16 protein-coding genes are annotated in these 23,644 nt (G+C 63.0%); 11 read left to right on the top strand and 5 right to left on the bottom strand.

Annotated features, from left to right (window positions below):
- On the bottom strand, window positions 1-858 hold an 858-nt coding region (locus HY696_07205; protein ID MBI4238186.1), incomplete at its 3' end, for a hypothetical protein.
- The gene (locus tag HY696_07200) at window positions 858-1,178 is read right to left on the bottom strand and encodes a hypothetical protein (GenBank protein MBI4238185.1); all 321 of its coding nucleotides are present in this window, start codon (window positions 1,176-1,178) and stop codon (window positions 858-860) included. The genes HY696_07200 and HY696_07205, both read right to left, overlap by 1 nt.
- A gap of 56 nt (window positions 1,179-1,234) precedes the next feature.
- On the opposite strand from HY696_07200, the gene HY696_07195 reads away from it, so the two are divergent.
- Window positions 1,235-2,590: a hypothetical protein gene (locus HY696_07195; GenBank protein ID MBI4238184.1), complete on the top strand. Its 1,356-nt coding sequence runs from the start codon at window positions 1,235-1,237 to the stop codon at window positions 2,588-2,590.
- A gap of 35 nt (window positions 2,591-2,625) precedes the next feature.
- Here the strand turns inward: HY696_07195 and HY696_07190 are convergent, their stop codons facing one another.
- On the bottom strand, window positions 2,626-4,275 hold the full coding sequence (locus tag HY696_07190) for a nucleoside kinase (GenBank protein MBI4238183.1): 1,650 nt from the start codon (window positions 4,273-4,275) through the stop codon (window positions 2,626-2,628).
- Here HY696_07190 and der point away from each other — a divergent pair.
- The 8 genes from der (at window position 4,274) to HY696_07150 (ending at window position 12,495) form a co-directional block, all read left to right on the top strand.
- Window positions 4,274-5,686 (top strand): ribosome biogenesis GTPase Der, encoded by a 1,413-nt coding sequence (der, locus tag HY696_07185; protein MBI4238182.1) that lies wholly within the window; start codon window positions 4,274-4,276, stop codon window positions 5,684-5,686. The two genes, HY696_07190 and der, sit on opposite strands and share 2 nt — an antisense overlap.
- Window positions 5,687-5,803: 117 nt before the next feature.
- Window positions 5,804-6,982: an acetyl-CoA C-acetyltransferase gene (locus tag HY696_07180; protein MBI4238181.1), complete on the top strand. Its 1,179-nt coding sequence runs from the start codon at window positions 5,804-5,806 to the stop codon at window positions 6,980-6,982.
- A complete protein-coding gene (locus HY696_07175) occupies window positions 6,979-7,827 on the top strand; it encodes a 3-hydroxybutyryl-CoA dehydrogenase (GenBank protein MBI4238180.1) in 849 nt (282 codons plus the stop codon). Before HY696_07180 ends, HY696_07175 begins: the two co-directional genes overlap by 4 nt.
- An 18-nt stretch (window positions 7,828-7,845) precedes the next feature.
- A complete protein-coding gene (locus HY696_07170; protein ID MBI4238179.1) occupies window positions 7,846-8,625 on the top strand; it encodes an enoyl-CoA hydratase/isomerase family protein in 780 nt (259 codons plus the stop codon).
- A gap of 1 nt (window position 8,626) precedes the next feature.
- On the top strand, window positions 8,627-9,784 hold the full coding sequence (locus tag HY696_07165; GenBank protein ID MBI4238178.1) for an acyl-CoA dehydrogenase: 1,158 nt from the start codon (window positions 8,627-8,629) through the stop codon (window positions 9,782-9,784).
- A 3-nt stretch (window positions 9,785-9,787) separates the two neighbouring features.
- Window positions 9,788-11,380 carry a methylmalonyl-CoA mutase gene (locus tag HY696_07160; protein ID MBI4238177.1) on the top strand — a complete coding sequence of 531 codons (1,593 nt, stop codon included), beginning with the start codon at window positions 9,788-9,790 and terminating at the stop codon, window positions 11,378-11,380.
- Between the two features lie 18 nt (window positions 11,381-11,398).
- On the top strand, window positions 11,399-11,815 hold the full coding sequence (locus HY696_07155; GenBank protein ID MBI4238176.1) for a cobalamin B12-binding domain-containing protein: 417 nt from the start codon (window positions 11,399-11,401) through the stop codon (window positions 11,813-11,815).
- Window positions 11,773-12,495: an acylneuraminate cytidylyltransferase family protein gene (locus HY696_07150; GenBank protein ID MBI4238175.1), complete on the top strand. Its 723-nt coding sequence runs from the start codon at window positions 11,773-11,775 to the stop codon at window positions 12,493-12,495. Before HY696_07155 ends, HY696_07150 begins: the two co-directional genes overlap by 43 nt.
- 3 nt (window positions 12,496-12,498) lie before the next feature.
- On the opposite strand, the gene HY696_07145 is transcribed toward HY696_07150, so the two are convergent.
- Window positions 12,499-13,173, bottom strand: a complete 675-nt coding sequence (locus HY696_07145; protein ID MBI4238174.1) for a hypothetical protein — start codon at window positions 13,171-13,173, stop codon at window positions 12,499-12,501.
- A 244-nt stretch (window positions 13,174-13,417) separates the two neighbouring features.
- Here HY696_07145 and HY696_07140 point away from each other — a divergent pair, with 244 nt between their 5' ends.
- Window positions 13,418-17,071 carry a hypothetical protein gene (locus tag HY696_07140; protein ID MBI4238173.1) on the top strand — a complete coding sequence of 1,218 codons (3,654 nt, stop codon included), beginning with the start codon at window positions 13,418-13,420 and terminating at the stop codon, window positions 17,069-17,071.
- A 199-nt stretch (window positions 17,072-17,270) separates the two neighbouring features.
- Here the strand turns inward: HY696_07140 and HY696_07135 are convergent, their stop codons facing one another.
- Complete coding sequence (locus HY696_07135) at window positions 17,271-18,638, bottom strand: hypothetical protein (GenBank protein ID MBI4238172.1); 1,368 nt, start codon at window positions 18,636-18,638, stop codon at window positions 17,271-17,273.
- Between the two features lie 11 nt (window positions 18,639-18,649).
- On the opposite strand from HY696_07135, the gene HY696_07130 reads away from it, so the two are divergent.
- A complete protein-coding gene (locus tag HY696_07130) occupies window positions 18,650-23,599 on the top strand; it encodes a sigma 54-interacting transcriptional regulator (protein MBI4238171.1) in 4,950 nt (1,649 codons plus the stop codon).
- Window positions 23,600-23,644 lie beyond the last annotated feature (45 nt).

The raw sequence follows: 23,644 nt of genomic DNA, 5'->3' as shown, positions 1-23,644 counted from the left end.
GGTCTGGACCGCGGGGTCGGTCAGGGCCGTGATCGCCGCGTCGAGGGCCGTGAGTTTGGTGGGGAGGGCCGCGACGACGGTCGTGCCGTAGTCCAAGTCGCCACTGGCCAGCATGTGACTGATGATCGAGCGCGCATTGGCGTGGAGTGCTGCCGCGGCGGCACCTCCCAGCAGACATGCGCTCCCGATAAGCCAGCCCCGCTGGGCGATCACGGTGATGGCATCCACTTGATGTGCGCGGGAGGCGAGCCGACTCCGCGGCAGGCCTGCGGCCGCGCCCACCGCCACCTCGGCCGCGACCTGATCGCACACCGCCTGGGCGACGTCGATCAGAGGGGGCGTGATGGCCGTGCCCGGTGGCACGGTGCGGATCCACGCGGTCAATGCCCGCGCCACCGGCGGGCTGTCGAGCCCGCCGAGCTGCGGGACGAGGTCCGCCCAGAACGCGTCGTGTGCGGCAGAGAAACGGCCGCCGCGCCCGGGTGCCGCGCGTTGCGCGCGCAACGCCGCCTGCGCCCAGGCGAGGGGACTCTCGCGGTCGCCCAGTGGCGGGAAATCTGTCCACGATTGGCCGTGCACGCCCGCGCAAAACCCCGCCCACTCGATCAGGCCCGCCGCCTGGTCCGCCAGCGCCGCCCCGCTGGGGAGGCGCTGCGCCCACGCGTTCACGGCCTTCAGCGCCGCGCCGCGTGCGGCCGCGTCCATCCGGGGATTGGCCGCGACCACCGGTCCGGTGATGGTCTGTGCCACCGCTGTCCATGCCCCGATCGGGCGGGACGCCCTCGCGGCACTGTGCGCGCACCAATGGCGCAGATACGGGTGGAGTCGAACGTGGGGTTCCCCCATTATTTTCTTCATTATACCGGTATCGGCGCGGCCGCGAAAAAGTTGCTATACACGACGACGGAAATGCTTTCGCAACCTGCAGCATGGCCTGTTGGCAGCAGGCCATGCTGAAAGTCGTCGATAGGGGGCGCATTGGCCGCCAGCAGCGTCGTCCAGGACTGCCCACCACATCTGGCCTTGGCGCGGGAGAGTCGGTGTGGGGAGGGGAGGATTTTGAGGGTGAAGCCGGTTGCTTTGGACGAGACGATGTGGTCGTTGGAGACGGTGAGGCGGTATTTTTTGCCGAAGCGCAGCGCGAAGCCTTGTGTAGCGTGGGAGCCTTTGCGCGTCATTATTCTCGCAACTTTTTCGCCGTGCTGCCGATATGGGACGAGGAGGCGAGAAATATATGATACAACCAGCACGCCAAGCGCTGCTCACTCGGGTGACCACCTACTTCGACCGACTCAGTACTGACCGCCAAGTCGGGTTCAGTGCCGAGACGCTCACTTCGGGACGATTCCGCACGCATTGGGCAACCCGCGTTCGTCCCGCTGAGCATCCCTGGATGCGTGAGGCCAGTCGTCTGCTGTCGCACGCGGCAAGGGGGGATCCGCAGGCCGCGACCGCTGCCGCGACTGCGCTGTTGGCGCAAAAATATTCCGATCGTGGCCCTCAGGGGCACGCCGGCCTGCGTCTCTGGGCAGCAGTCTGCCGCGCCCCAGCGGGCGCCATCTACGAGCCGATTGCAATCCTGTCCCCGTTGGCCCTCGCTCTCTACCCGCAGCTCCCAGCAGCGTATGCGGGGGACGTGCTCACGACGCTCCCGTTGCTGACCGATATGACCGTTCGGTGCGTTCCGAGTGACGCCATGGACGCCAGCCCCTCACGGGCCTTGGCGGTGACTGCGGATTACTGCATACGTGCCGGTCGTTGGCTGGCCGATGCGGGGCTGGCCTGGAGCGGCATCCTGATGACGTCGGTTCCTGCAGAGCAGGTGGCGGACTTCGCAGCGGATTGTGTGGCGCTCTGTTACGCCATCTTGGGCAGAATTCTGCTGGAGCCGGACGCCATTTCGGAGGCCTCGCTCTGCGATCTCTTCAGCGACGGTACGATGGAATACGTGTTGTGGGCGACGGTTCGCAACCAGGGTGGCGCGAGTACGACGCATTGGTGGTATGAGCAGCTGAAGGCACGGCTAGTGGAAAAAGTCCTGGCGGCCGCTACGCCGCAGGGCAAATGGCAGGAGGCGGACTGGGGCGCCACGGTTGCCCATGACCAGGGAGACGGGGATGGCGAGGCATGGTTCCTGCGCCAGCGGGGGGAAGAATCCCCAGCCTCGGTGCCCGACCCAACCGTTGTTCCTCAATTGTACAGCGTGTTGTTTGCCTCCACGATGGCGCCGTCGCTTGCTGCCTCCGAGCGAGAAGTGTTTTCTCTGGATGTCGCCGTGGCCATGCGTCGCGACTGGTGCAGGCGAAGCATCCCTCAATCTGCGGTCTATCTGTATCCCGTCAAGTGTGTGGCCCTCCTGTGTGAACTGGATCAACTGGGGCCGGATGCACCCGACCGGACTGAGTGGGAGCAGGCGTTGGAAGAGACGCTTTCCGCATGGCAGGCCGCAACCGGAGTGAGCGCTCTCGACGTGCTGACGGCACTCGTTCGCGCGGCCGACAATGCGGAGTTTGCCGAGGAACTCATAGTGCGGCAGCTGGACGGACTGCGGGAGCGCCGCGCCGCGACGGAGAAAAAAACCCTCCAGTGACGAACGGTGTGCTCCTCGCCTTTCTGTGATTCGCCCTAATACCGGAACGAGCTGCGGCCGATGAATTCGCGGAGGATCGAGGTGTGGGGGATTTCGTCGGCGAGCACGGGGATGAAGAGGTCGATGAAACGGAACAGCCGCAGCGCCTCGACATACGCCGGGCTCTCCATCGGGACTTCGGTTAAATAGCGTTCGATGTACGGTTTCAGCACGGCTTGTTCGTAGCAGAGCGCCGAGTCGAACATCGCGTCGGCCTCTTCTTGGAACGGGAAGATGTTTTCCGATTCGCCTTGGCGGACGCTGGGCCAGCCGATGATCGTGTCGGCGGCCGCAGTGCCGCGAAATTGGCGGTCGCGCACCATGCGGCGCAACAGCCGACTGTCCGACGTGAAGATTCGGTTGTGGTCGTCGATGCAGAGTTGGGTGAGCGCGGAGACGTAGATCTTGAATTTTTGCCGGCGTGGAATGGAGGCCGAGAGGCGATCGTTCAAGCCGTGAATTCCTTCGACGAGTCCGATCTGTCCCGGTTCCAGTTGCATGCGGCGTGTCTTGCCGATCCGGCGGCCGCGCGGAAACGAATAAATCGGCGTTTCCACCACTTCGCCCGCCGCGAGACGGCGGAGGTGGTCGTGCAGCAACGGTAAATCGAGGGCCTCGATCGATTCGAAGTTATATGTGCCGTTCGGATGAGTCGGCGAGTCTTCGCGGTCGACGTAATAGTTGTCGAGCGAGAGTTGCACTGGCGTGATCCCGTTCACTTGCAGATGGACGGCGAGCCGCTTCGTAAACGTCGTCTTGCCCGACGACGATGGCCCGGCGATGAAGACAAACCGCGCTTCCGGATGCGCCGCGACTTGATCGGCGATGGCCGCAATTTTCTTTTCGTGCAATGCCTCGGTGATCTTGATCACGTCGCTCATGTGGCCGTGCTTCCCCGCTTCGTTCAATTGGGCCACGTTGTCGACCTTCAGCAGTTGATTCCAGCGCTTTCGTTCGCGATACAACGCCATCAGTTTGGGACGCGGTTGAATGACTCCGGCGAGCTGGCCCTGTTGGTTCGGGAATTCGAGGATCAGTCCGCCTTCGTGGGGATGGAGCTTGAATTGTTCGATCATCCCGGTGTTCGGCGCGACCGGGCCGTGCACGTAACCAGTGTATTGCCGAATCGTGAGGACGGGCACTTCAGAACGACGCATTTGGCGCAACAGCAACACGCGGACTTGACGATCGGCGCGCTCGAAGATCTGCATCGCTTCTTCGATCGGGATCCAGAGCGGATCGAGCGGGATGGCCGCCGCGACAATCTCGCGCATCAGCGTTTCCAATTGGTTGACGACCTGCGGCGTCGGTTCGAAGCCGAGCGTGTCGAAATAGTAGCCTTCGTCGAACGATTGACCGATTTCCACTTTGGCTCTCGGGTCGAATTCCGCCAGCGCCGCGAAGAAGATCATGTTGGCGGTGCGGCGATAGATTTCCATTCCCTCGCGCGTCGTGGCGTCGATGCTGGTGAGATTGGCGTTGTGACGGATCGCGCGATTGAGGCCGCTCATCCGATTGTCGACCACGGCGCCGATCGCGGGCGCGGGTCCGGGGTGCGGGGTCTGTTGGAGCATCTGGGCGATCGTGGTGCTGGGGGCGACGCGGAGCGTGGTGCCGTTGACGGTCACCGTGAGCAGTTCAGTCATGGTGTTGCCATTCTACGCAATCTTCCGGAGCAAGACAACCCACGATCCACAGGCGTGCGCAAAGACTTGCATTGCGCGGATCGGCGGCGTAGAAGCGCGCGCTATGTCGCAGAAACCATTGTTGGCCATCGTCGGCCGGCCGAATGTTGGCAAGTCGACGCTCTTTAATCGTTTAGTGGGGCGGCGCCAAGCGCTCGTTCACGACGAGCCGGGCGTGACGCGCGATCGCCTCTATGGGACCTGCGAGTGGTGCGGACACGAATGGTTAGTGGTCGATACCGGCGGGATCGTCACCGGCGGGGATTCTCTGGCCGACCGTGTGACCGAGCAGAGCCTGCATGCGGTGGCCGAAGCGGATGCGATCCTGTGTCTGTTCGATGGCCGCGAAGGCCCGGTCCCATTGGACGAAACCGTCGTGGCCCTGGTGCGGAAAAGCGCAGTGCCGGTCTTTTATATCGTGAATAAATTGGAGGCGGGGGAAGAGGGACTGCACGACTTTGCGCGTTTCGGCGTGCAACCGTTACAAGCGATCTCGGCGGAACATGGCCGTGGCGTCGACGATTTGCTCGACGCGATCATCGCGCACGTGCCGGCGCCAGTGGATCCGACGACGCCGGATGCCTCGGTGTTGCAGATCGCAATTATCGGCCGTCCCAACGCGGGAAAATCGACGCTCGTCAACACGTTGTGCGGCGAAGCGCGGGTCGTCGCGCACGAACAGCCCGGCACGACACGCGATGTGATCGATGTGGCGATCGAACGCAACGGCGCTCGCTATACGTTGCTCGACACGGCGGGGATTCGGCGCAAGAACCGCACCGATGCAGCGCTCGAGATCTATTCGGTCATGAAGTCGTTGCGTTCTATGGAACGCGCGAACGTGATCGTCATTATGACCGACGTGACCGAAGGGCTGACGCATCAAGACCGTTCGCTGGTGGCGACGGCGCACGCCTCGGGGCGGCCGACCTTGGTCGTGTTGAATAAGTGGGACTTGGCACGGCCGCGGGGCATCGAGCGGGAGACTGCGCTGGAAGCGGCGCACGAAGTGCTGGGGGAATTGGGCCGCGTGCCGGTGTTGCTGTTGTCGGCAAAAGTGGGTGACGGCACGGAGGCGTTGTGGCTGGCGATCCAACACTACGGCGCAGCGGCGCAGCGGCGCTTGACCACGAGCACAGTGAATCAACTCATCGAAGAGGCGCAGCGGAATCATCATTTGCCCAGTTACCGGGACCATCACGTGAAGCTCTATTACGGGACCCAAATCGGCGTGGCGCCGCCACGCCTGGCCCTCTTCACTAATTTCCCGGAAGGCATCCCGGAGGCGTATCAACGCTATCTGTTGAAACACTTCGAGACCGCGTTCGATGCGCCCGGCTTGCCGATTCGATTACAGTTTCGCAAAAAGTGACCCTGCCTGTTCGGCAACTGTTCAGTTGGCTGAGCCGGATCATGCCAAAGCGCTTTACAAAGTGGGAGTCGCCCGTTATGGGATTGGCCCATAAGTAATCAACATATCGGAGTTTCTATGCCACACAGCATCATCATCAGTGCGGCGCGTACGCCGCTCGGGTCGTTTCAAGGGGCACTCAGTTCGGTGTCGACGGCGCAGCTCGGAGGCGTCGCGATTGCCGAGGCCGTCGCGCGCGCCAACGTGTCGCCCGCAGACGTGCAAGAAGTCTTCGTCGGTTGCGTGTTGCCGGCGGGGATCGGACAAGCGCCGGCCCGCCAGGCAATGTTGGCCGCCGGATTGCCGCCGTCGGTCAGCGCGCTGACACTCAATAAAGTGTGTGGGTCGGGGTTGAAGGCGGTGATGTTGGCCGACCAAACCATTCGTGCCGGGGATATCGACTTGGCGGTAGCCGGCGGCATGGAATCGATGTCGAACGCGCCGTATTACTTGCCGAAGGCGCGGACCGGGTATCGGATGGGGAACGGCGAACTGATCGACGGCATGATCGCCGACGGATTATGGGACCCCTACAAAAATTGCCATATGGGCATTATCGGCGAGCTGTGTGCCAGCACGCATCAGTTCACGCGGGAACAACAAGACGCCTTTGCGGCGGAAAGCTATCGTCGGGCGCAAGCAGCGATCCGCGACGGCCTCTTCCGCGACGAAATCGCGCCGGTCACGATCCCGCAAAAGAAGGGCGAGTCGCTGACTGTGCGCGACGACGAAGAGCCGGGGCGCGGGAACATCGACAAGTTTCCGAGCTTGCGACCCGTGTTCGACGCGAAGGGCACGATCACTGCGGCCAATGCCTCTTCCATCAACGATGGGGCTGCGGCGCTCGTGATCGCGAGTGAGGCGCGGGCCAAGACGTTGGGCGGAAAGGGATTGGCGCGCATTGTGGCGCAAGCGACCTTTTCGCAAGCGCCCGAATGGTTCACCACAGCGCCGGCCGGAGCGATCACGCGCGTCTGCGAACGTGCCGGCGTGAAAGTGGGCGAGATTGATCTGTTTGAAATCAACGAGGCCTTTGCCTGTGTGGCACTCCATGCGATCAAAGAATGCGGCTTGGATCCGAAGCGGGTGAACGTGCATGGCGGCGCGATCGCGTTGGGACACCCGATCGGCGCGAGCGGGGCGCGCATTCTCACGACGCTGCTGTACGCGTTGCGGCGCTACGACAAACGGTTGGGCTTGGCGACGTTGTGTAACGGCGGTGGCGAGGCCACGGCGCTGCTTGTGGAGCGGTTATGACAATTGCAACAATCGGTGTGACGGGCGCGGGGCAAATGGGGGCGGGGATTGCGCAGGTCTTCGCGCAAGCGGGATTGCGCGTGGTGCTGCATGACGTCGCGCCGGCGGCGTTGGAGCGCGCGGTGACCGGGATCGGAAAATCGCTCGCGAAGCTGAAAGAAAAAGGGAAGTTGCCGGAGGAGCCCGCAGCGATTCTCGCGCGACTCACTACAACAACGCAGCTTGGTGACTTTGCTGCAGCGGATTTTGTCGTCGAAGCAGTGCCGGAGCAAGTCGCGCTGAAGATGCAGCTCTTTAGCGAATTGGATCGCGTGTTGCGCGCGGGCGTTACGATTGCGTCGAACACGTCGTCCATCGCGATCAGCGCGTTGGCGGCGGCCACGCAACGGCCGGCCAACGTGATCGGGATGCATTTCATGAATCCGGTCCCGCTGATGCCGTGCGTGGAAGTGATTCGCAGTGCCGCGACCGGCGACGCAGCGTTCACGGCGGTGCAGACATTAGTCCAACGTGTCGGCAAGACGATGGTCGTTTCGCGCGACCGGCCGGGATTCATCGTGAACCGGATCCTGATGCCGATGATCAACGAGGCCGCGTATGCATTGCAGGAAGCGCTCGCGACGCGCGAAGACATCGACACGGCAATGAAACTCTCGTGCAACTTCCCGATGGGTCCGCTGACGCTGGCTGACTTCATCGGGCTCGATACCGTGGTCGCGATCCTGAACGTGATGCACGATGGACTGAAAGATCCCAAGTACGTTCCATGCCCGTTATTGAACGAGTATGTGGCAAAGGGCTGGACCGGGAAAAAGGCGGGCAGGGGATTTTATCCGTATTCCTAACGTAAAGGAGCAGCGACTATGGCCGGCACGGTCACGACGGAAATCAAAAAGAGTATCGCGTATGTTACGCTGAATCGTCCCGAACAATTGAATAGTCTGAATCGCACCGTGCTCGAAGACTTAATGAGCGCGGTGCGGGAGTGCGATCAGCATCCGCAGGTGCGGGTGGTCGTGCTGACCGGGGCCGGCGAGAAGGCCTTCTGCGCCGGGGCCGATATCAAGGCGATGAACGACATGGACTTTGCCGGTGCGGATGAATTCAGTCGGCTGGGGCATCAGTGCATGAGCGCGATCGAAAACGTGGGCAAGCCGGTGATCGGGATGGTCAACGGCTTCGCGCTCGGCGGCGGATTCGAATTGGCGCTGGCCTGCGATTTCCTCTACGCCGCGGATACGGCGCAGCTGGGACTCCCGGAAACGAAGATCGGCCTCTTTCCCGGATTCGGCGGGACGCAGCGTTTGTTGCGATTAGTCGGGCCGGCGCGCGCGATGGAACTGATCTTCAGCGGACGCAAACTGAAGGCCCCGGTAGCCTACGAGTGGGGGATCGTCAATAAAGTGGTCGCGAAGGCGGAGTTGGGCGCAGCCGTCGAGGCCACGGCCCAGGAGTTGGCGGCGAACGCGCCGGTCGCGATCCAGTGCGCGAAGCGCGTGATGTTGAAAGGTCAAGAAATGGGACTGACGGCGGGATTGGCGTTCGAACGTGAGACCTTCCCGATCTGTTTCGCCACGCAGGACAGCAAAGAGGGCTTCAAGGCGTTTATCGAAGGCCGCCCAGCGGTCTTTCAGGGGAAATGATATGGACTTCACACTGACCGACGACCAACGGATGTTGCAACAGATGGTGCGCGATTTCGCACAGAAAGAAATCGCCCCAGTCGCGGCGCAACTCGATGAACGGAGCGAATTCCCGAGCGACAACATCCGCAAGATGGCGGAGTTGGGACTGATGGGGATGATGATTCCGCCGGAAATGGGCGGCTCCGGCCTCGACATGCTGACGTATGTCTTGGCGTTGGAAGAACTGGCGGTCGCGTGTGCCTCCACCGCCGTGACGATGTCGGTCAACAATTCGTTGTTCTGCGGACCGATCAAACGCTTCGGCACGCCAGCCCAGCAACAGCAGTACCTGCCGCCGTTTGCGCGCGGAGAGAAACTCGGCGCGTATTGCCTCTCCGAACCGGGCACCGGCTCCGACGCGGCGAATCAACAAACCACGGCTGTCCAGCAGGGCGATCGGTATCTGCTCAACGGGGTGAAAAACTTTATTACCAACGGCCCGCACGCGCAGGCCTTCATTGTCTTCGCGATGACCGACAAGGCGGCGCGGCACAAGGGAATCACGGCCTTCATCGTGGATCGCGATGCGCCGGGCTGCAAAATCGGCAAGATCGAAAAGAAGCTCGGCATTCGCGCGTCCTCCACGTCCGAAGTTGTGCTCGATCAATGCGCCGTGCCGGCGGCGAATCGACTCGGGCAAGAAGGGCAGGGATTTGCGATCGCGATGAACACGCTCGATTACGGACGGATCGGGATCGCGGCGCAAGCCCTCGGGATCGGCCGGGCCGCATTTGAATTCGCGCGCCGTTACGCCGGCGAGCGCCAGGCATTCGGCCAAGCGATCAGCCAGTTCCAAGCGATCCAATGGAAACTCGCCGATATGGCGATGAAGCTGGAGGCCGCGCGGCTGTTGCTGCACCAAGCGGCTTGGATGGCAGATCAACAACAGCCGTTTTCTAAACAAGCGGCGATTGCGAAGCTCTTTGCATCCGAAGCCGCGAACTGGATCGCAAAAGAGGCTGTGCAGGTGTTGGGTGGCTACGGCTATGTCTGCGAATTTCCGGTCGAGCGCTTCTATCGCGATGCGAAGATCACCGAGATCTATGAAGGCACCAGTGAGATCCAACGCTTAGTGATCGCCCGCGCGGTGTTGCGGGAATTGGAAGCGGGAAACTAACGCATGAAGCGCGCTGTTTCGTTTACGACCATCTCCGACGCTCCCGTAGACCCGCTCTACACGCCGGAATCCCTGTCTGGGTTCGATCCGCAGCGCGATCTTGGCACGCCGGGCGAGTTCCCGTTTACGCGCGGCGTCCATGAGACCATGTATCGGGGACGCCTCTGGACCTTCCGCCTCTTCTCCGGTTTCGGCAGTCCGGAAGCAACCAACGCGCGCTACAAATATCTGTTGGCCCACGGCCAGACCGGACTTTCGGTCGCGTTCGATTTTCCCACGCTCATGGGGCACGACGCCGATGCCGAACGCGCTCGTGGCGAAGTGGGAAAATGCGGCGTCAACATCTCCTCGCTCGACGACATGGAACGGCTGTTCGCCGATATCCCGTTGGGCGGCGTGACGACGTCGATGACAATTAACGGCCCGGCTTGTGCGCTGCTGGCCTTTTACTTAGCGGCCGCAGAAAAGCAGGGTGTCCCGTTGGAGCAATGCGGCGGCACGGTCCAAAACGACTGCTTCAAGGAATATATCGCGCAAAATTCGTACGCGTTTCCGCCGCGTCCTTCGGTGCGTGTGACTGTCGACATGATGGCCTTCTGCGCCGACCGCGTGCCGAAATGGAACACCGTGTCCGTCTCCGGCTATCATATCCGCGAAGCCGGCGCGACCGCCGTGCAAGAATTGGCGTTCACATTGGCGGACGGGATCGGTTATGTGCAGGCCGCGCTCGATCGCGGATTGGACGTCGACCGGATCGCGCCGCGGCTGTCGTTTTTCTTCAACGCCCACAATGACTTCTTCGAAGAGATCGCGAAGTATCGCGCGGCGCGACGGATGTGGGCGCGCATCATGCGCGAACGCTTTCACGCGCAGTCGCCGCGCTCCTGGATGCTCCGCTTCCACACCCAAACCGCAGGTTGTTCGCTGACCGCGCAACAACCGCATAATAACATCGTGCGCACGACCATTCAGGCGCTGGCCGCGGTGCTCGGCGGGACGCAATCGTTGCACACCAACGCGCTCGACGAGACGTTAGCGTTGCCGACGGAACACTCCGCACAAATCGCGCTGCGCACCCAACAGATCATTGCGCATGAGAGCGGCGTGACGAATACGATCGACCCGCTCGGTGGTTCGTATTTTGTCGAAGCGTTGACGACGCGGATGGAAACGGAGGCGTTGGCGTATATTCGGAAGATCGACGAGATGGGCGGAATCATCGCTGCGATCGAGGCCGGCTATCCGCAACGCGAAATTGCGCAAGCATCGTATCATTATCAGCAACAAGTCGAACAAAAGGAAAAGATCGTGGTCGGCGTGAACGACTTCCTCAACGCAGCGGATCCGCCGTTGCCGTTATTGAAAATCGACGCGGGCGTCGAACATGAACAAGCCAAGCGCGTGCAAGCCGTGCGGGCGCGGCGCGACGCGGCCCGCGTGACCGCGACATTAGCGGCATTGCGCCACGCGTGTGAAGGGGCCGACAACGTGATGCCGCGCTTGCTCGATTGCGCGCATGCCTATTGCACGTTGAACGAGATCATGACGACGATGAAAGCGATCTTCGGCGAATATCATGATCCCGGGATTTTTTAATGAACGGATACTGACACCATGAACGCTGTACGACGCCATCGCATCCTCGTAGGGAAACCCGGCCTCGACGGGCATGATCGCGGCGCGAAAGTGATCGCGCGTGCGTTGCGCGACGCGGGCTTCGAAGTGATTTACACCGGCCTCCACCAAACGCCGGAAATGATAGTCTCCGCGGCCATCCAAGAGGACGTCGACGCGATCGGACTCTCGATCCTCTCCGGCGCCCATATGCATCTATTTAGCAAGGTAAAGGAATTGCTGACCGCCCAGCACGCGGACGACATCGTAGTGTTCGGCGGCGGCATTATCCCCGACGACGACGTCGCCGCACTGGCCAAGCTCGGTGTGGCGCGGATCTTTACGCCGGGTGCTACGACCACAGAAATCGTCGCATGGCTGCGGGCGGCGTTAGCGGCACGCGAGGCCCACGCATGACGGCGCCGCAGGTCCTCGCTATTATTCCGGCGCGCGGCGGCTCGAAAGGGGTGCCGCGGAAGAATGTGAAGTCGTTGGCCGGGAAGCCGCTGATTGCGCATATCATCGAGACGGCCAAAGCCGCGCGCGGTGTGGATCGCGTGTTAGTCTCCACCGAAGACACCGAAATCGCCGCTGTGGCGCGCCAATATGGCGCCGACGTCCCGTTCATTCGTCCGGCGGAACTCGCGCACGACGAGACCCCGACATTACCGGTGTTGCAACACGCAGTGGCATGGTTGGCGAACCACGAGGCCTATCATCCCGAATATGTCTTACTCGTCTATCCCACCTCGCCGCTGCTGCGCGCCGCCCGCATTGAAGAGGCGATCGCGCTCAGTCGCACCACCGGCGCCGATTCGGTGATCAGCGGGACGCTCGACAAAGGCCATTTTTGGATCGAAGCGGATGGCCTTTGGCAGCGGCTCTATCCGACGAAACTGGAAAACCGCCAACGCAGCCGCCCCGCATTTCGGGAAAACGGCGCGATCTATCTCACCCGGACGTCGGTGCTTGCGACGCAGGTAGTCGCCGACCGCGCCGCGGTGTTGCTGATGGGCGCAGACGAAAACGTCGACATCGACACGCCGGAAGATTTTGTGCGGGCGGCGACGTTGTTGGTGGCGAAGATCGAGCGCTGAAATTCAGACTACACGGCTTGTGCTACAAGGGGTTTCGTGAAATTCGCGGAGCGCATCGGCTAAGAAGTGCTGTAATGGCGGCATAGGGACGACTCCTTCGACGACCCCACCGGCAAACAGCACCCCGATGATCCGATACTGTCCTAACAGATCATAATCATACCCCTCAGTCCCCTCGGGCCAGTGTAAACCCGCCGAGTGGGTTTCCAGTGCGCGTGGATGGAGCCGCGAGATATGCGATGCGGCGGCGAAGAAACGAACGAGCTGGGCTCGGTCCGGAGTGAAATCATCCAAAAACGGGGCCTCGTGCGGGCAGCCGGTCATTCTCAAGCTACGGGCCTCCAAACTCTCCGCGGTATATTCATCGTGGACGATCAGATCCGCGATGCCGGCTGTGCGGATGAAGACGAGATAGAGGCCGTGTAGCATCCGCCGAAGGTCATCGGTGCGGGGGACATAAGAAAGTACAGTCGCGGCCGTTCGCATCTGTTCGGCCGCTGCGTCGCAGTGGCGCGCGACTTCTGCGTAGACAATCGTCCCTTCCGGACACTGGCCGCGCAGTAACCGAGCCAGTGAGCCCATTGTTTCCCGCTGCACGGCGTGCAGTGGCAGCGCCGCACGGTGAAGCGTGCAGGGATCCCCTGTTGGGGAGCGGCGGACACAGGGGAGGGACTTCATGCGGTTCCCGCGCGCCGCACCCCGTCTACTGTGGGACTGCCTGAGCCCATGCAACATACGAGCCTCCATTCCGTTACCTCTTTTTCGGCACGGCGGAAAAAAAGTTGCGTCAACAATCTGTTATTCTGCACGCCGTTTCTCATATTGGCTCGGCGTTTGGCCATAGTCCGGTTATGAATCGGCAGCATTTCAACCCGTTAGCGGACCCGACGCTTGGTCTTGCCATTGCACTGAATTCTCATCTGTGCGGCGACTCTTCATGCTCGGCCTCCTCTGCGGCGTGCTCGCGGGTTGTGAGCACAGCGAGGGCCCGGCCGCGCCCGCGCCGGATCCGAGCCGCGTCAGTGGGGGGGCGGCGCCGGCAGCGCAACTCCCGAGTAGCGATCTCACCCCGCCGCGTCCGGCGGCGACCGCGGACGGGGGAGAGGACGTATTGACGACGATCGTGACGGAGGTCCGTGAGCCGGTGCCGGTGATTGACGAGCCGGAGATTCCGCCCGCTGCCGTCGGGCCCAACGTGCCGGAACTGATTGCGCCGCCGGTGGATCCCGTGGTTGCCAGTGATCCAGAGCCGCCAGTCGTTGTTCCGGAGACCCCCGTGAGCGTCGAGGACGATCCGCAACCGCCGGATCCACCTCCACCCAACGCCACGGTCTTGGAGGCCTGCGCCACGGGCGATGCCTCCGTGCCGCTGCCGCAACTGCCCGGAGCGAATGCGTTGCCGACCCCACATTACGCACTGCATTTTGACGACTTTGATGAATTGATGAATCCGGCGTTGCAGCTCAAGGTCCTCGACGCAAAGGGTTTGCCGATCAAGGGCGAGACCGATCTTGGCCAAGTGTGGCACCTCAAGCCGGGGCGTCGCGGCAGCGCGTTGCAGCTCGATGGCGCGATCCTCGCGGTGCCGGTCGCGGCCGCGCTCCCGTCGCCCGCGGGATCGGTCAGTCTCTGGGTCCAGTCGAACAGTTTTTATGGAAGCGGCAATCGCCGCGTGCTCTTTCTCCAATCCGACAACAACGGCGAAGGCTGGAACTTCCAACTCGGCAACCACGCGACGCAGTGGAGTCAATTGCAATTGGTCGCGCGGCAATCGGGCGTCGAACAAGATATCATGCTTCCGATTGCCGGATGGGCGCCTGGAGAATGGCATCACTTGGCCGTCACGTGGACCGCCGAGCATCGCGTGCGTTTGTTTATCGATGGACGGCTGCGCGCCGAACGCGTCGCGTGGAACAATTTCCCGACACTGAGCAAGGCCCCGAACCATCTTTATCTGCTCAGCTCCCGTCGCACGCCGCAATTTCCAGTGCTGGGCGACGGCGCCTTTCTGCTCGACGAATTCGCGACGTTCGCGGAGGCGCTCGCTCCGCACCAAATCATTGCGCTGTACAACGGCGGACTCGACACGGCGGGGACCACGGTGACGGCCGGGCGATTGGCGCTCCATCTGCTGGGATCAAACGATGGATACGGGATCAGCGGACTCGTCGATGCGACGAGCGGTCGCAAGACGACGCTCGCAGCGCCGCGCGAGTGGTGGCGACTGACTCTCACGACGCCGTCTGCCGCCGGCGACAGTACGCCGCCGATCGAATGGTCGTTCGCCAACACCGCGACCGCGTCCGCGCAGCGCAGCTGTGGGCGCGATCCCGATTCCGGTGTGGTCACCGTGACGTGGCAGGGGATTGCGTTGCCGAGTCTGAAATTCGGCGCGGCATCCGGCGGATTGGCGGACGTCGCCGTCCAACTGACGCCGGACGCGGCGACGCATGCGGTACGCGCGACCATCGCTGTCGCGCTCGACAGTGCGCAGTGGTCGCTCAAGTCCGTCGCGTTTCCGACGCTGACCGGGGTTGCGCCCGTTGGTCCAACGGCGGCTCGGACGGCGCTGCTGCTCCCAGGCTCAAACATCGGGAGCCTCGTGCACGATCCGTTTGTGCACCCACTACGCCGTGTCCCCGCGCCGGCCGTGGATCGCATCACGAAGGCGCAGAACTGGCCGACCTATTGGGATCTCACCGGTGTCTGGTATCCGGGCCGCGACCTCGGGATGCAGTGGTTTGGCCTGTTCGACGAACTCGCGCCGGTTGGCGGTCTCTATGTCGCTGTGGAAGACGGCATCGGTTTCATGAAGGCGCTGCAATTTCGACACGACCTCCCTGCCGCGCTCACGAGCGCACTGTTACAAAATGATGGCGCGTTACCGGATCCTGCGTTGGCGCTGGAAGTGCTGACGCTGGCGGAAAACATCGGACAACCTGGCAACGATTACACGCAAACGTGGCCGACGGTGCTCGCGCTGCAAGACGGCCGTTGGTATGATTTTGCGCGTCGCTATCGGACCGAGTTCGCGCAACAGCAACCGTGGATGCAGGCCGGGACGTTGGCTCAGCGTGACACCGGCGATGACTTGCCGCGGTGGATGGCGGAGGCCGGACTGAACCAACCATCGGCCGATGGTGCGATCGTGGCCCAATACAGCCAGATGTTGCAGGCTAAAGGACACGCCGGTGCCGTGATGTGGCACTGGAGTCGATGGCAAGAGGCGAACCGGTTTGCGTCACAACAGACCCAAATGAACGATGCGCCGAGCGTCGTGCCGTGGACATCGTTTGAAAAATATCGGCAGCAAGTGAAGACGGCCGACGCCAAGACGCCGGTCGTCCTCTATTCCTTACCGACGCGTTGGGACGCGGTCTGTGACGTCCCGCCGTGCGATCCGGCGCTCTGGAGTGGGAGCGGAGACCAGCTGGCGGGACTGAGCAGCGCGATGCGCCGTTTCGATGGCAGCGTGATTATGGGCAACGACCAATTGACGTTTCTCCCGATCCCGACGGGCGCGCCGCCGCTCCAACATCACGTGCGGATGTGCCCGGCCGCCGTCGGCTGGCAACAGGTTGTGACGAAATCCGTGCAACGCATGATTGGCGAATATCACGTGGAAGGGGTCTATCACGATGAGTTGGCGGCGTTGACTCCGACGCCGTGCTTCAATCCGGACCACGGCCACGCGCCGGGAGGGGGTGCGTTTTATGTGCAGGGGCTGCGTACGATGGTGACGGCGGCCCGCGCGGCCGCGAAACAACTCAATCCGCAAGCGGGCTTCTATACCGAAGGGTTCTCCGAACCGTATCTCGACGTGATCGACGGTTTTTACACCGAGGCGCAAGCGCCGACCTACGTCGTGCAAGAGGGTGGGGCAGAAGTGGTCGCCGTCGAGCACGTGCCGCTCGCGCCGATCGTCTATCACGATTACACGCAATTCATCGGGCTCAGCGTCGCGAAAAAATATCACACCGTGGCGTCGATCGTGGCGCGCCAAGGGACCTGGCTTACCTGGGGCGGCATGCCGGGACCGTTCGTGTGGAACACGGACTGCAATCCGCTAAATGATCCGACGTGTGACCCTCCGAAAGAAGTACGACTGCGTGATTACGCGTTCACGTTGGCGCAATATCGCCGTCAGTTTCGCGAGGATCTTGTGTTCGGCGAAATGCTGCCGCCACCGACGTTGCGTTGGAGCAAGACCGCTGTCGGCGGCAATGGCGCGGCCTATGCGGCGACTATCAGCGCCGAGCCGCTGCCGATGTTGCGAACGCCTGTTTTTGAATCGTTCGTCAAGAGTTCCGAAGTGATGGTTGCGCCGGTCGCCGTGGCGAGCGCTTGGAGCGCGCCGTCAAAAACCATCGGCGTAGTCGTTACGTCGTTGCACAGTGAACAATCGATGACGATCCTGCTGCCACTGGATGCCGTGCGCCCGTTTTGCGCCACGGCCACGCCCCAAGTGACCGTGCATCGCTTGGCCGGAGATACCGCATTACCGCCGCTCGGCAATCAAGCCGCGATTCGGGTCGACCTCGCCGCAGCCGAGAGTGTGCTGGTGGAACTTGAGTGAACGCGCGTCGGTTAATTCCTTCAGGTGAATTTCCTTGCGACTTCGGCTCATTTTTTCCGCGTTCCCTCTCCCGTTGGGGAGAGGGCCAGGGTGAGGGGGAGGATTCAGGAGGATCAACCCCGGCGCTCTCCCCCTCACCCAACCCTCTCCCCAACAGGGAGAGGAAGGTGGATACCCCGCCCCTTGGGGCGGGGAACATTCATTCCCCGAGCACAATCAGCGTGCCGTCTTGGTGAACGATCGCGAGTTGGTTGGTCGTGCCGCCGCGGAACGCGAGGTGGATTGGTTCGGTCGCGACGTCGATCGTGTTGGTTACGGTCTCCGGACTCGTATTTAAATCGAGCCGCGAGACCGTTGCGCTCCCGAGATTGGCCACATAGCCGCGCCGCCGCGCTGTGTCGACCGCGACGCCGCGTGGGGAGGTGCCGACGGTCAACGTGTTGGTCAGCGTCGCCACGCCGCTGGCCTCATCGATCACATAGATCCGGGCCACGCCGCCGGCATCGCTCAGGAGCACCGAATTGTTGTTGAACACGCGCGCCTCGCCCGGTGCAGTGAGCGACAACGCGGTGCCTGTGCCGAGCACAACTTCGGTGTCGAGGTTGATCAGGAAGCCGTAGTGGTCGTTGTTGGCATAGGTCGTCACGACGACTGCGTAATTCGTGCCGTTGACTTGCCCGGTCGCAACGACCGGTGTCGACGATTGCAGCGTGCCACCGACTGGATTCGGCAGCGTGACCGGCACAAAGGCGTCAGTCGTCAAATCGAGCAGCGAGACTTCCACGTCGGCCGCCGCAGTGTCGTTCGTGATTACTGCTACATCGCCGCTCACGTCGATCGCAATGTTGAGCGGTGCGACGGTCAGCGAAGCGGCGAGGGTTGCCGGATCGCCGTTTTGCGGATGGTCGCAGACGGTGCGATTGGTGTGATCGACGACGATCAAGCGATTCCGAGTGCCGTCGACGGCGACCGCGGTGGGTCGATTACACGCGGACAGTAGTGTGCTGGTGTTGCCGAGCGTCGGTGTCGCGCCGAACGTCAACGGGGCCACGACGCCGTCATCGCCGGACGTGCCGATGATGTAGGCCGTGTCGCTGTCCGGATCGACGGCGATGCCGGTCGGCGTGAATGCGAGCGTCAGCGGTTGATAGGGCGCGACCATTTCGGCGGCCGTACTGGTGGATCCGGCGGCGTCGCGTTGCGTGATCCGAATCCGATCGCCAAGGCTGGCCTCGATTTGCAACGAGAACGATCCGTCCGCAGCGGCAGTGGTTTGTACCGTCGTCGCCGCGTACGCGATGCCCCAGAACAACCGTTCCCAGCGCGACGTGATTCCTTCTTGTGTGAGGTTCTGTGCGCTCACCAAGTTGCCGCCGGTTACTGCGCCGGCCGCTCCTGTAATAGTGGAGAGACCGCCTTCGGGATTTCCGATCGTGATCTTGGTAACGATCGGGGCCGGGATCGAGAGCGTCGGCGCCTCGGCGGCGCTCCCGCAGCCGACGGTCCACCACCGCGCGGCCAGCAGCACCACGAAACCCCAGACCATCCACCGGCGTGTCTCCCCCATAGACGCTCCTTATGCAGTTTCATCTACTCTGCGTTGCACAGTACAGCAAGGCCTATGCCACGCGTACGCCCCGGGAAATGGCCCCATTCTCCGCCACGGACATGTATTATTTCACTCATCCTCTCCGCGATGCACATCCGTTACACTTTATAGTGATGGAGTGGATCGACGGTCGCTATCGCGTCGTCCGCGCGCTGGGGCAGGGGAGCGCCGGCGAGGTCTGGCTGGTCACCGATACAACGAACGATACGTTGTGTGCGCTGAAATGGTTGCGCCCGGCCGGCGCCGCGGCGCAGTCCGCGGATGACGCGGTCTCGGCCTTCAAACAGGAATTCCGTTGGTTGCAAGAATTGCGACACGCCCATATCGCGGAGATCCTCGACTTCGGCCGCGACGCGACCAGCGGGCGCGTCTACTTCACGCAACGTTTCATCGATGGAGTCCCGATTGTCGAGGCCAGTGCGGGTGTCGCGCCGGACGTGATCGAACAGTGGATGGTGCAAGCGTTGCGGGCGCTCGAATTCCTGCAGGCGCGCCGCATTTGCCACGGCGACATCAAATCCGCGAACTTGCTCGTCGAGCGAACGAGCGGTCGCGTGCAGCTGATCGACTTCGGACTTGCCAATCTCCCCGGTCATACGGTCGCCGGCACGCCGGCCACAATGGCGCCGGAGGTCTGGCGGGGTGAACTGCGCGACGGTCGCGCCGATCTCTATGCCCTCGGCGCGGTCTGGTATCACTGTTTGACCGGCGCCAACCCGTTCGTGGCCGAAAGCCTGGCCGCGACGCGCGAACGGCACTTGCAGTTGCACGCCGCGCCGCTGCACACCGTGTGTGCGGCTGCGCCGCCGTATCTGACGGACGTGTTGGCGCGTCTGCTCGCGAAGTCCCCGCAGCAGCGCTACCCGACGGCGGCGGCGGTGATCCACGCGCTCAATCAACGCGGTGCGCACGACTATGCAATTGAGACTGTTGCGACCAGTGTGGCGTATCTTCCGGATGCCGGCCCGCTGATCGGCCGCGCCGCGCTCTGGGAGCGATTGCAACAATTGGTCGCAGGGCTGCCCCTCGATGTCGCCTTGGTGCCGCCAATCGTGCTGTTGGTCGGGGCGCGCGGACTCGGCAAGAGTCGCGTGGCGCGCGAGCTCGTGGCGCTGGCGCAATTGCGAGGTTGTCGTGTGACGTGCGAAGACGCGGACGGGCCTCGTTCCCCGGCCGAGCTGGGCCGCCTGCGTGCCGCAGCATTCGGCTTGCCACAGGAGTCCCGTTTATTCGTCATCACGGCGGGCCCCGATGAAGCGAACGCATTACAGGCCTGGCTGCCTACGGATCGCGTGCAGCGCATCGATCTGACGCCGTTCGATCGTGGGTCCGTCGCGGCCTATCTGCGCCACGTGACCGGGATGGCACATGTCCCCGATCCGCTCGTTGATGCGCTGTTGGCGCGCTCCGAAGGCAACCCCGCGTGGCTGCGCGAATTGTGCGCGACGTGTCTGCAGCGGCGCCAATTTGTCGATGCGCACGGTCGTTGGCATGCTGCGAACTTCGCCGATCTGCGCGCCGAATTGGAACGTCTCCCGGTCACAATCGGGATGGAGGCGTGGTTCGCAGCGCGCCGTGCGACGTTGTCGCCGGATACATGCGCCGCATTGGAATGTCTGAGTGTTGCGCAGCATCCATTGCCGGTAGCGAGTGTGCCGCATTTGCTGGGCCCCGCGCGGGAATGGCGCGGCGCGCTTGCCGCGGCCGGTTGGCTGACTGAGCGGGATGCGCTGGTGGTGTTGTCGAACCCCGGAGTGCGCGAGTGGGCTCGCGGCGCACTGCCGCCGGCACGGCGTATGGCGTGGCACGATCGCTTTGTTGCGTGCGCAGCGGAGTTGCCGGATGAGCCGCTGGATTATCATCGGGCGTTTGGCAGTGATCCCGCAGCGGCGGCGCATGGATTACGGCGCTATGTTGCGCAGTGCGCGCGGGACGAGGCGTGGCCCGCTGCGATCGAGGCGCTGCGCTGGGCATGGCACGCGCGTTCGACCGATCCCGTGCGGGTCGAGTGGGGCGTAGCATGGGTCAACGCGCTGGTCGAAATCGAGTCGCCCGACGTGGATGCCGTCGCGAATAGTGTGGCGCAGGCGATCGACGCGAGTCCGGAAAGTGAACAATGGCGCTGGCGCGCCGCACTCGCGGGAGAGCGGATCGAGTGGCATTTGCGACGTGGCGACGCGGACGCGGCCCGCGCGGCGATTACTGCGCTATTGCAGCACGAACCCCGCTTGCCGCTGGCCGAAGTGTTGCGGCTCAAGAACTACCTCGGCCGTTTGGCGATCGAGGCCGGCGCATGGGCCGAGGCGCACACCATCTTGACCGCGACGTGGGCGGCCGCAGCGGCGCTCCCGACGGATACCTGGATCCGCACTGCGAACAACGATCTCGCGCTCCTCTATTTGCAACAGCATGACTATGCGTCCGCGCAGGCGCAGTGCGCGCGGGAATGGGAGCGGCTCCAAACGTATGCGGATCAAGGCCTGGAGGCGCGTTGCCGCTACAATTGGGGCGAGGCGTATCGGGGACTGGGGGACTATGCCGCCGCGATGACGCAGCTGAGCTTGGCCTACACCTGTGCCAGCGCCGTGGGGCATCATGCGTTAACGTTGCGGATCCTTAATGGGCTCGGGAATCTGGCGCATCAGCAAGGCGATGCTGCGGCCGCGATCGAGGCTTATGAGCGCGGCTTGCGCGTCGCGGCGCGGCTGGGGTGCCTTCGCTCCAGCGCCGCGCTCGCCACCAACTTGAGCATTCTGCTGCGCGCGAACGGCCGTCCGCACGACGCCGCGACCCACTTGACCCAAGTGGAGCACTGGCTGCGACCCGGGCCGCGCAGCGCCGCCGATGAGCACGTCTTGGTGCGCGCCTTGTTAGAACGGGCGCGACTGGCCCACGAGCAGCAAGACGTTGTCGCCGCGCGGGCGCTGTTGACCGAAGCCGAGACCTTGGCGCGTGACGGCGCCGCCGCCGCGCTGTTGCCGTTTATCACCGACGCACAACGGGAGGTCGATATGTCGTCTCATACTCCGACTCCGCAATCGCCGGCCACGCCTGCGTTGCAGCCACCCGACCCGACATTGCCGTGGCAGCGGGTGTTGGCAATCAACCAGCAATTAGCACGGATCACCGACTTGCCGTCGTTGCTCACGTTGATCCTCAGTCACGCCGTAGCACTGGCCAACGCCGAATTGGGTCTCGTCCTCCTACTCGATGCGACGAATGCGTTGCAGATCGCAGCGAGTTACAACGTGCAACCGGACGCCGCGATGTCTCAAGTGAGCGCGACGATCGCACGTCGGGCGATGGAAAGCGGTCGCGCGCTCGTCACCGACGATGCCGCGCACGAGGCCGATTGGAACGCGGCGGAGTCGGTAGTGTTGGGGCAACTCCGTGCCGTGCTCTGTCTCCCAATCCACGCGGCCGGTCGCGTGATCGGCGGCTTGTATTTATCGCACCGTTTGCAATCGGGCGCGTTCCACGATGCCGACACGACGTTGCTGGCTGCGTTCGCCGACCAAACGGGCCTTGCGATCGAACGTGCGCAGCTGTTGGCTGCGGCCGCCGCGCGCACGGCACAATTGGCTGCGACTGTGGTGGAGCGCGAGACGGAGATTGCGCGTCTGGAGGCCACGAGCGGCCCGGGCTTTCAACTCAAAGATCTCCGTTCGCACGCCCCGCGGATGGGCCGATTATTTGAACTGCTGAAAAAAATCCTCCCGACCGACTTGAGCGTCTGTCTGCATGGCGAGACCGGCACCGGCAAAGAAGTGATTGCGCGCTTGCTGCATGCCCAACATCCCGAACGCGCCAAGGCGCCGTTCATTCCGGTGTGTTGCGGCGCGATCCCGAAAGAGTTGATGGAGAGCGAGCTGTTCGGCTATCGGGCCGGGGCCTTCACTGGCGCAGTGCGCGACAAGGCCGGACTCTTCGAGGCCGCGCACGGCGGGACGCTATTCCTCGATGAAGTGGCCGAACTCCCGCTTGAGCTCCAGCCGAAGCTGCTGCGCGTGTTGCAAGAACGCGAAGTCCGGCGCTTAGGCGACACGACGACGCGCACCATCGATTGCCGCATCATCGCGGCCTCGCATCGCGCGCTGCTGCCGGCCGTCCGGGCCGGGACGTTTCGCGAAGATCTGTATTATCGTCTCTGTCAGATCCAACTCGAGCTCCCGCCGCTGCGCGAACGTCGTGAGGACTTGCCGATGTTGGTGGAGCATTTTCTCCGCCGCGCCGTGCCGGGGAAAGCGGTGCCCCAAGTCCACCGCGACGTGTGGCGACGCTACATGGCCTACGACTGGCCGGGCAACGTGCGGGAGTTGGAGCATCTCCTGACCGCAATGTGTGCACTGTGCGACGGTAAAGTACTGCGCGTGACCGATATCCCGCCGCACCATCCGTTGGCGCATAGTGCCACGGAACCCTCATGCGTCGTGAGTGCCGTGCAAGCACCATCCGCGCCTCGCCAGGAGGCCGAACCCCCGCGTTCGATCCTCCGTCCCTCCGATACGCTGGAAACGCTTGCGCCGATCGATCCTGAAAACCACTACGATGCGACCAAATCGTGGCGCGACTACGAACGTCTCATCGTTGCGAAGGCGCTCGCGCATTACCAATGGGACGCACGCCGCGCCGCGACCGCGTTGGGGCTGTCGCCGGCGAAAGTCTACAAACTGGTCCAACAGATAGGACTGCGCGATCCCGCGCACCCGTTGCATGCTGATCCATTTCGCTACCGCGACGGCGAGCGCCTCGGCACCTATATGGCCAAGATCTTCGCCGCTGCACTGCGCGCCCACCACGGCCACCCCTATCCGGCCATCCGCGCGCTGCAGGTCTCTCCCGGCTACTTCTATAAAGTGATTCCGACGACGGCACGCCACGCCGCCATGGATGACGGGACGCCTGCGTCCGCGCGATGACCATCGCGTTCTCGTGCGAGTATATCTGCATGAGAACGCTTTCGT

This window comes from Deltaproteobacteria bacterium (assembly GCA_016210045.1).
Classification (GTDB): domain Bacteria; phylum UBA10199; class UBA10199.
The sequence above is the reverse complement of the archived record's forward strand: the minus strand, read 5'-3'. Positions and strand labels throughout refer to the sequence as shown.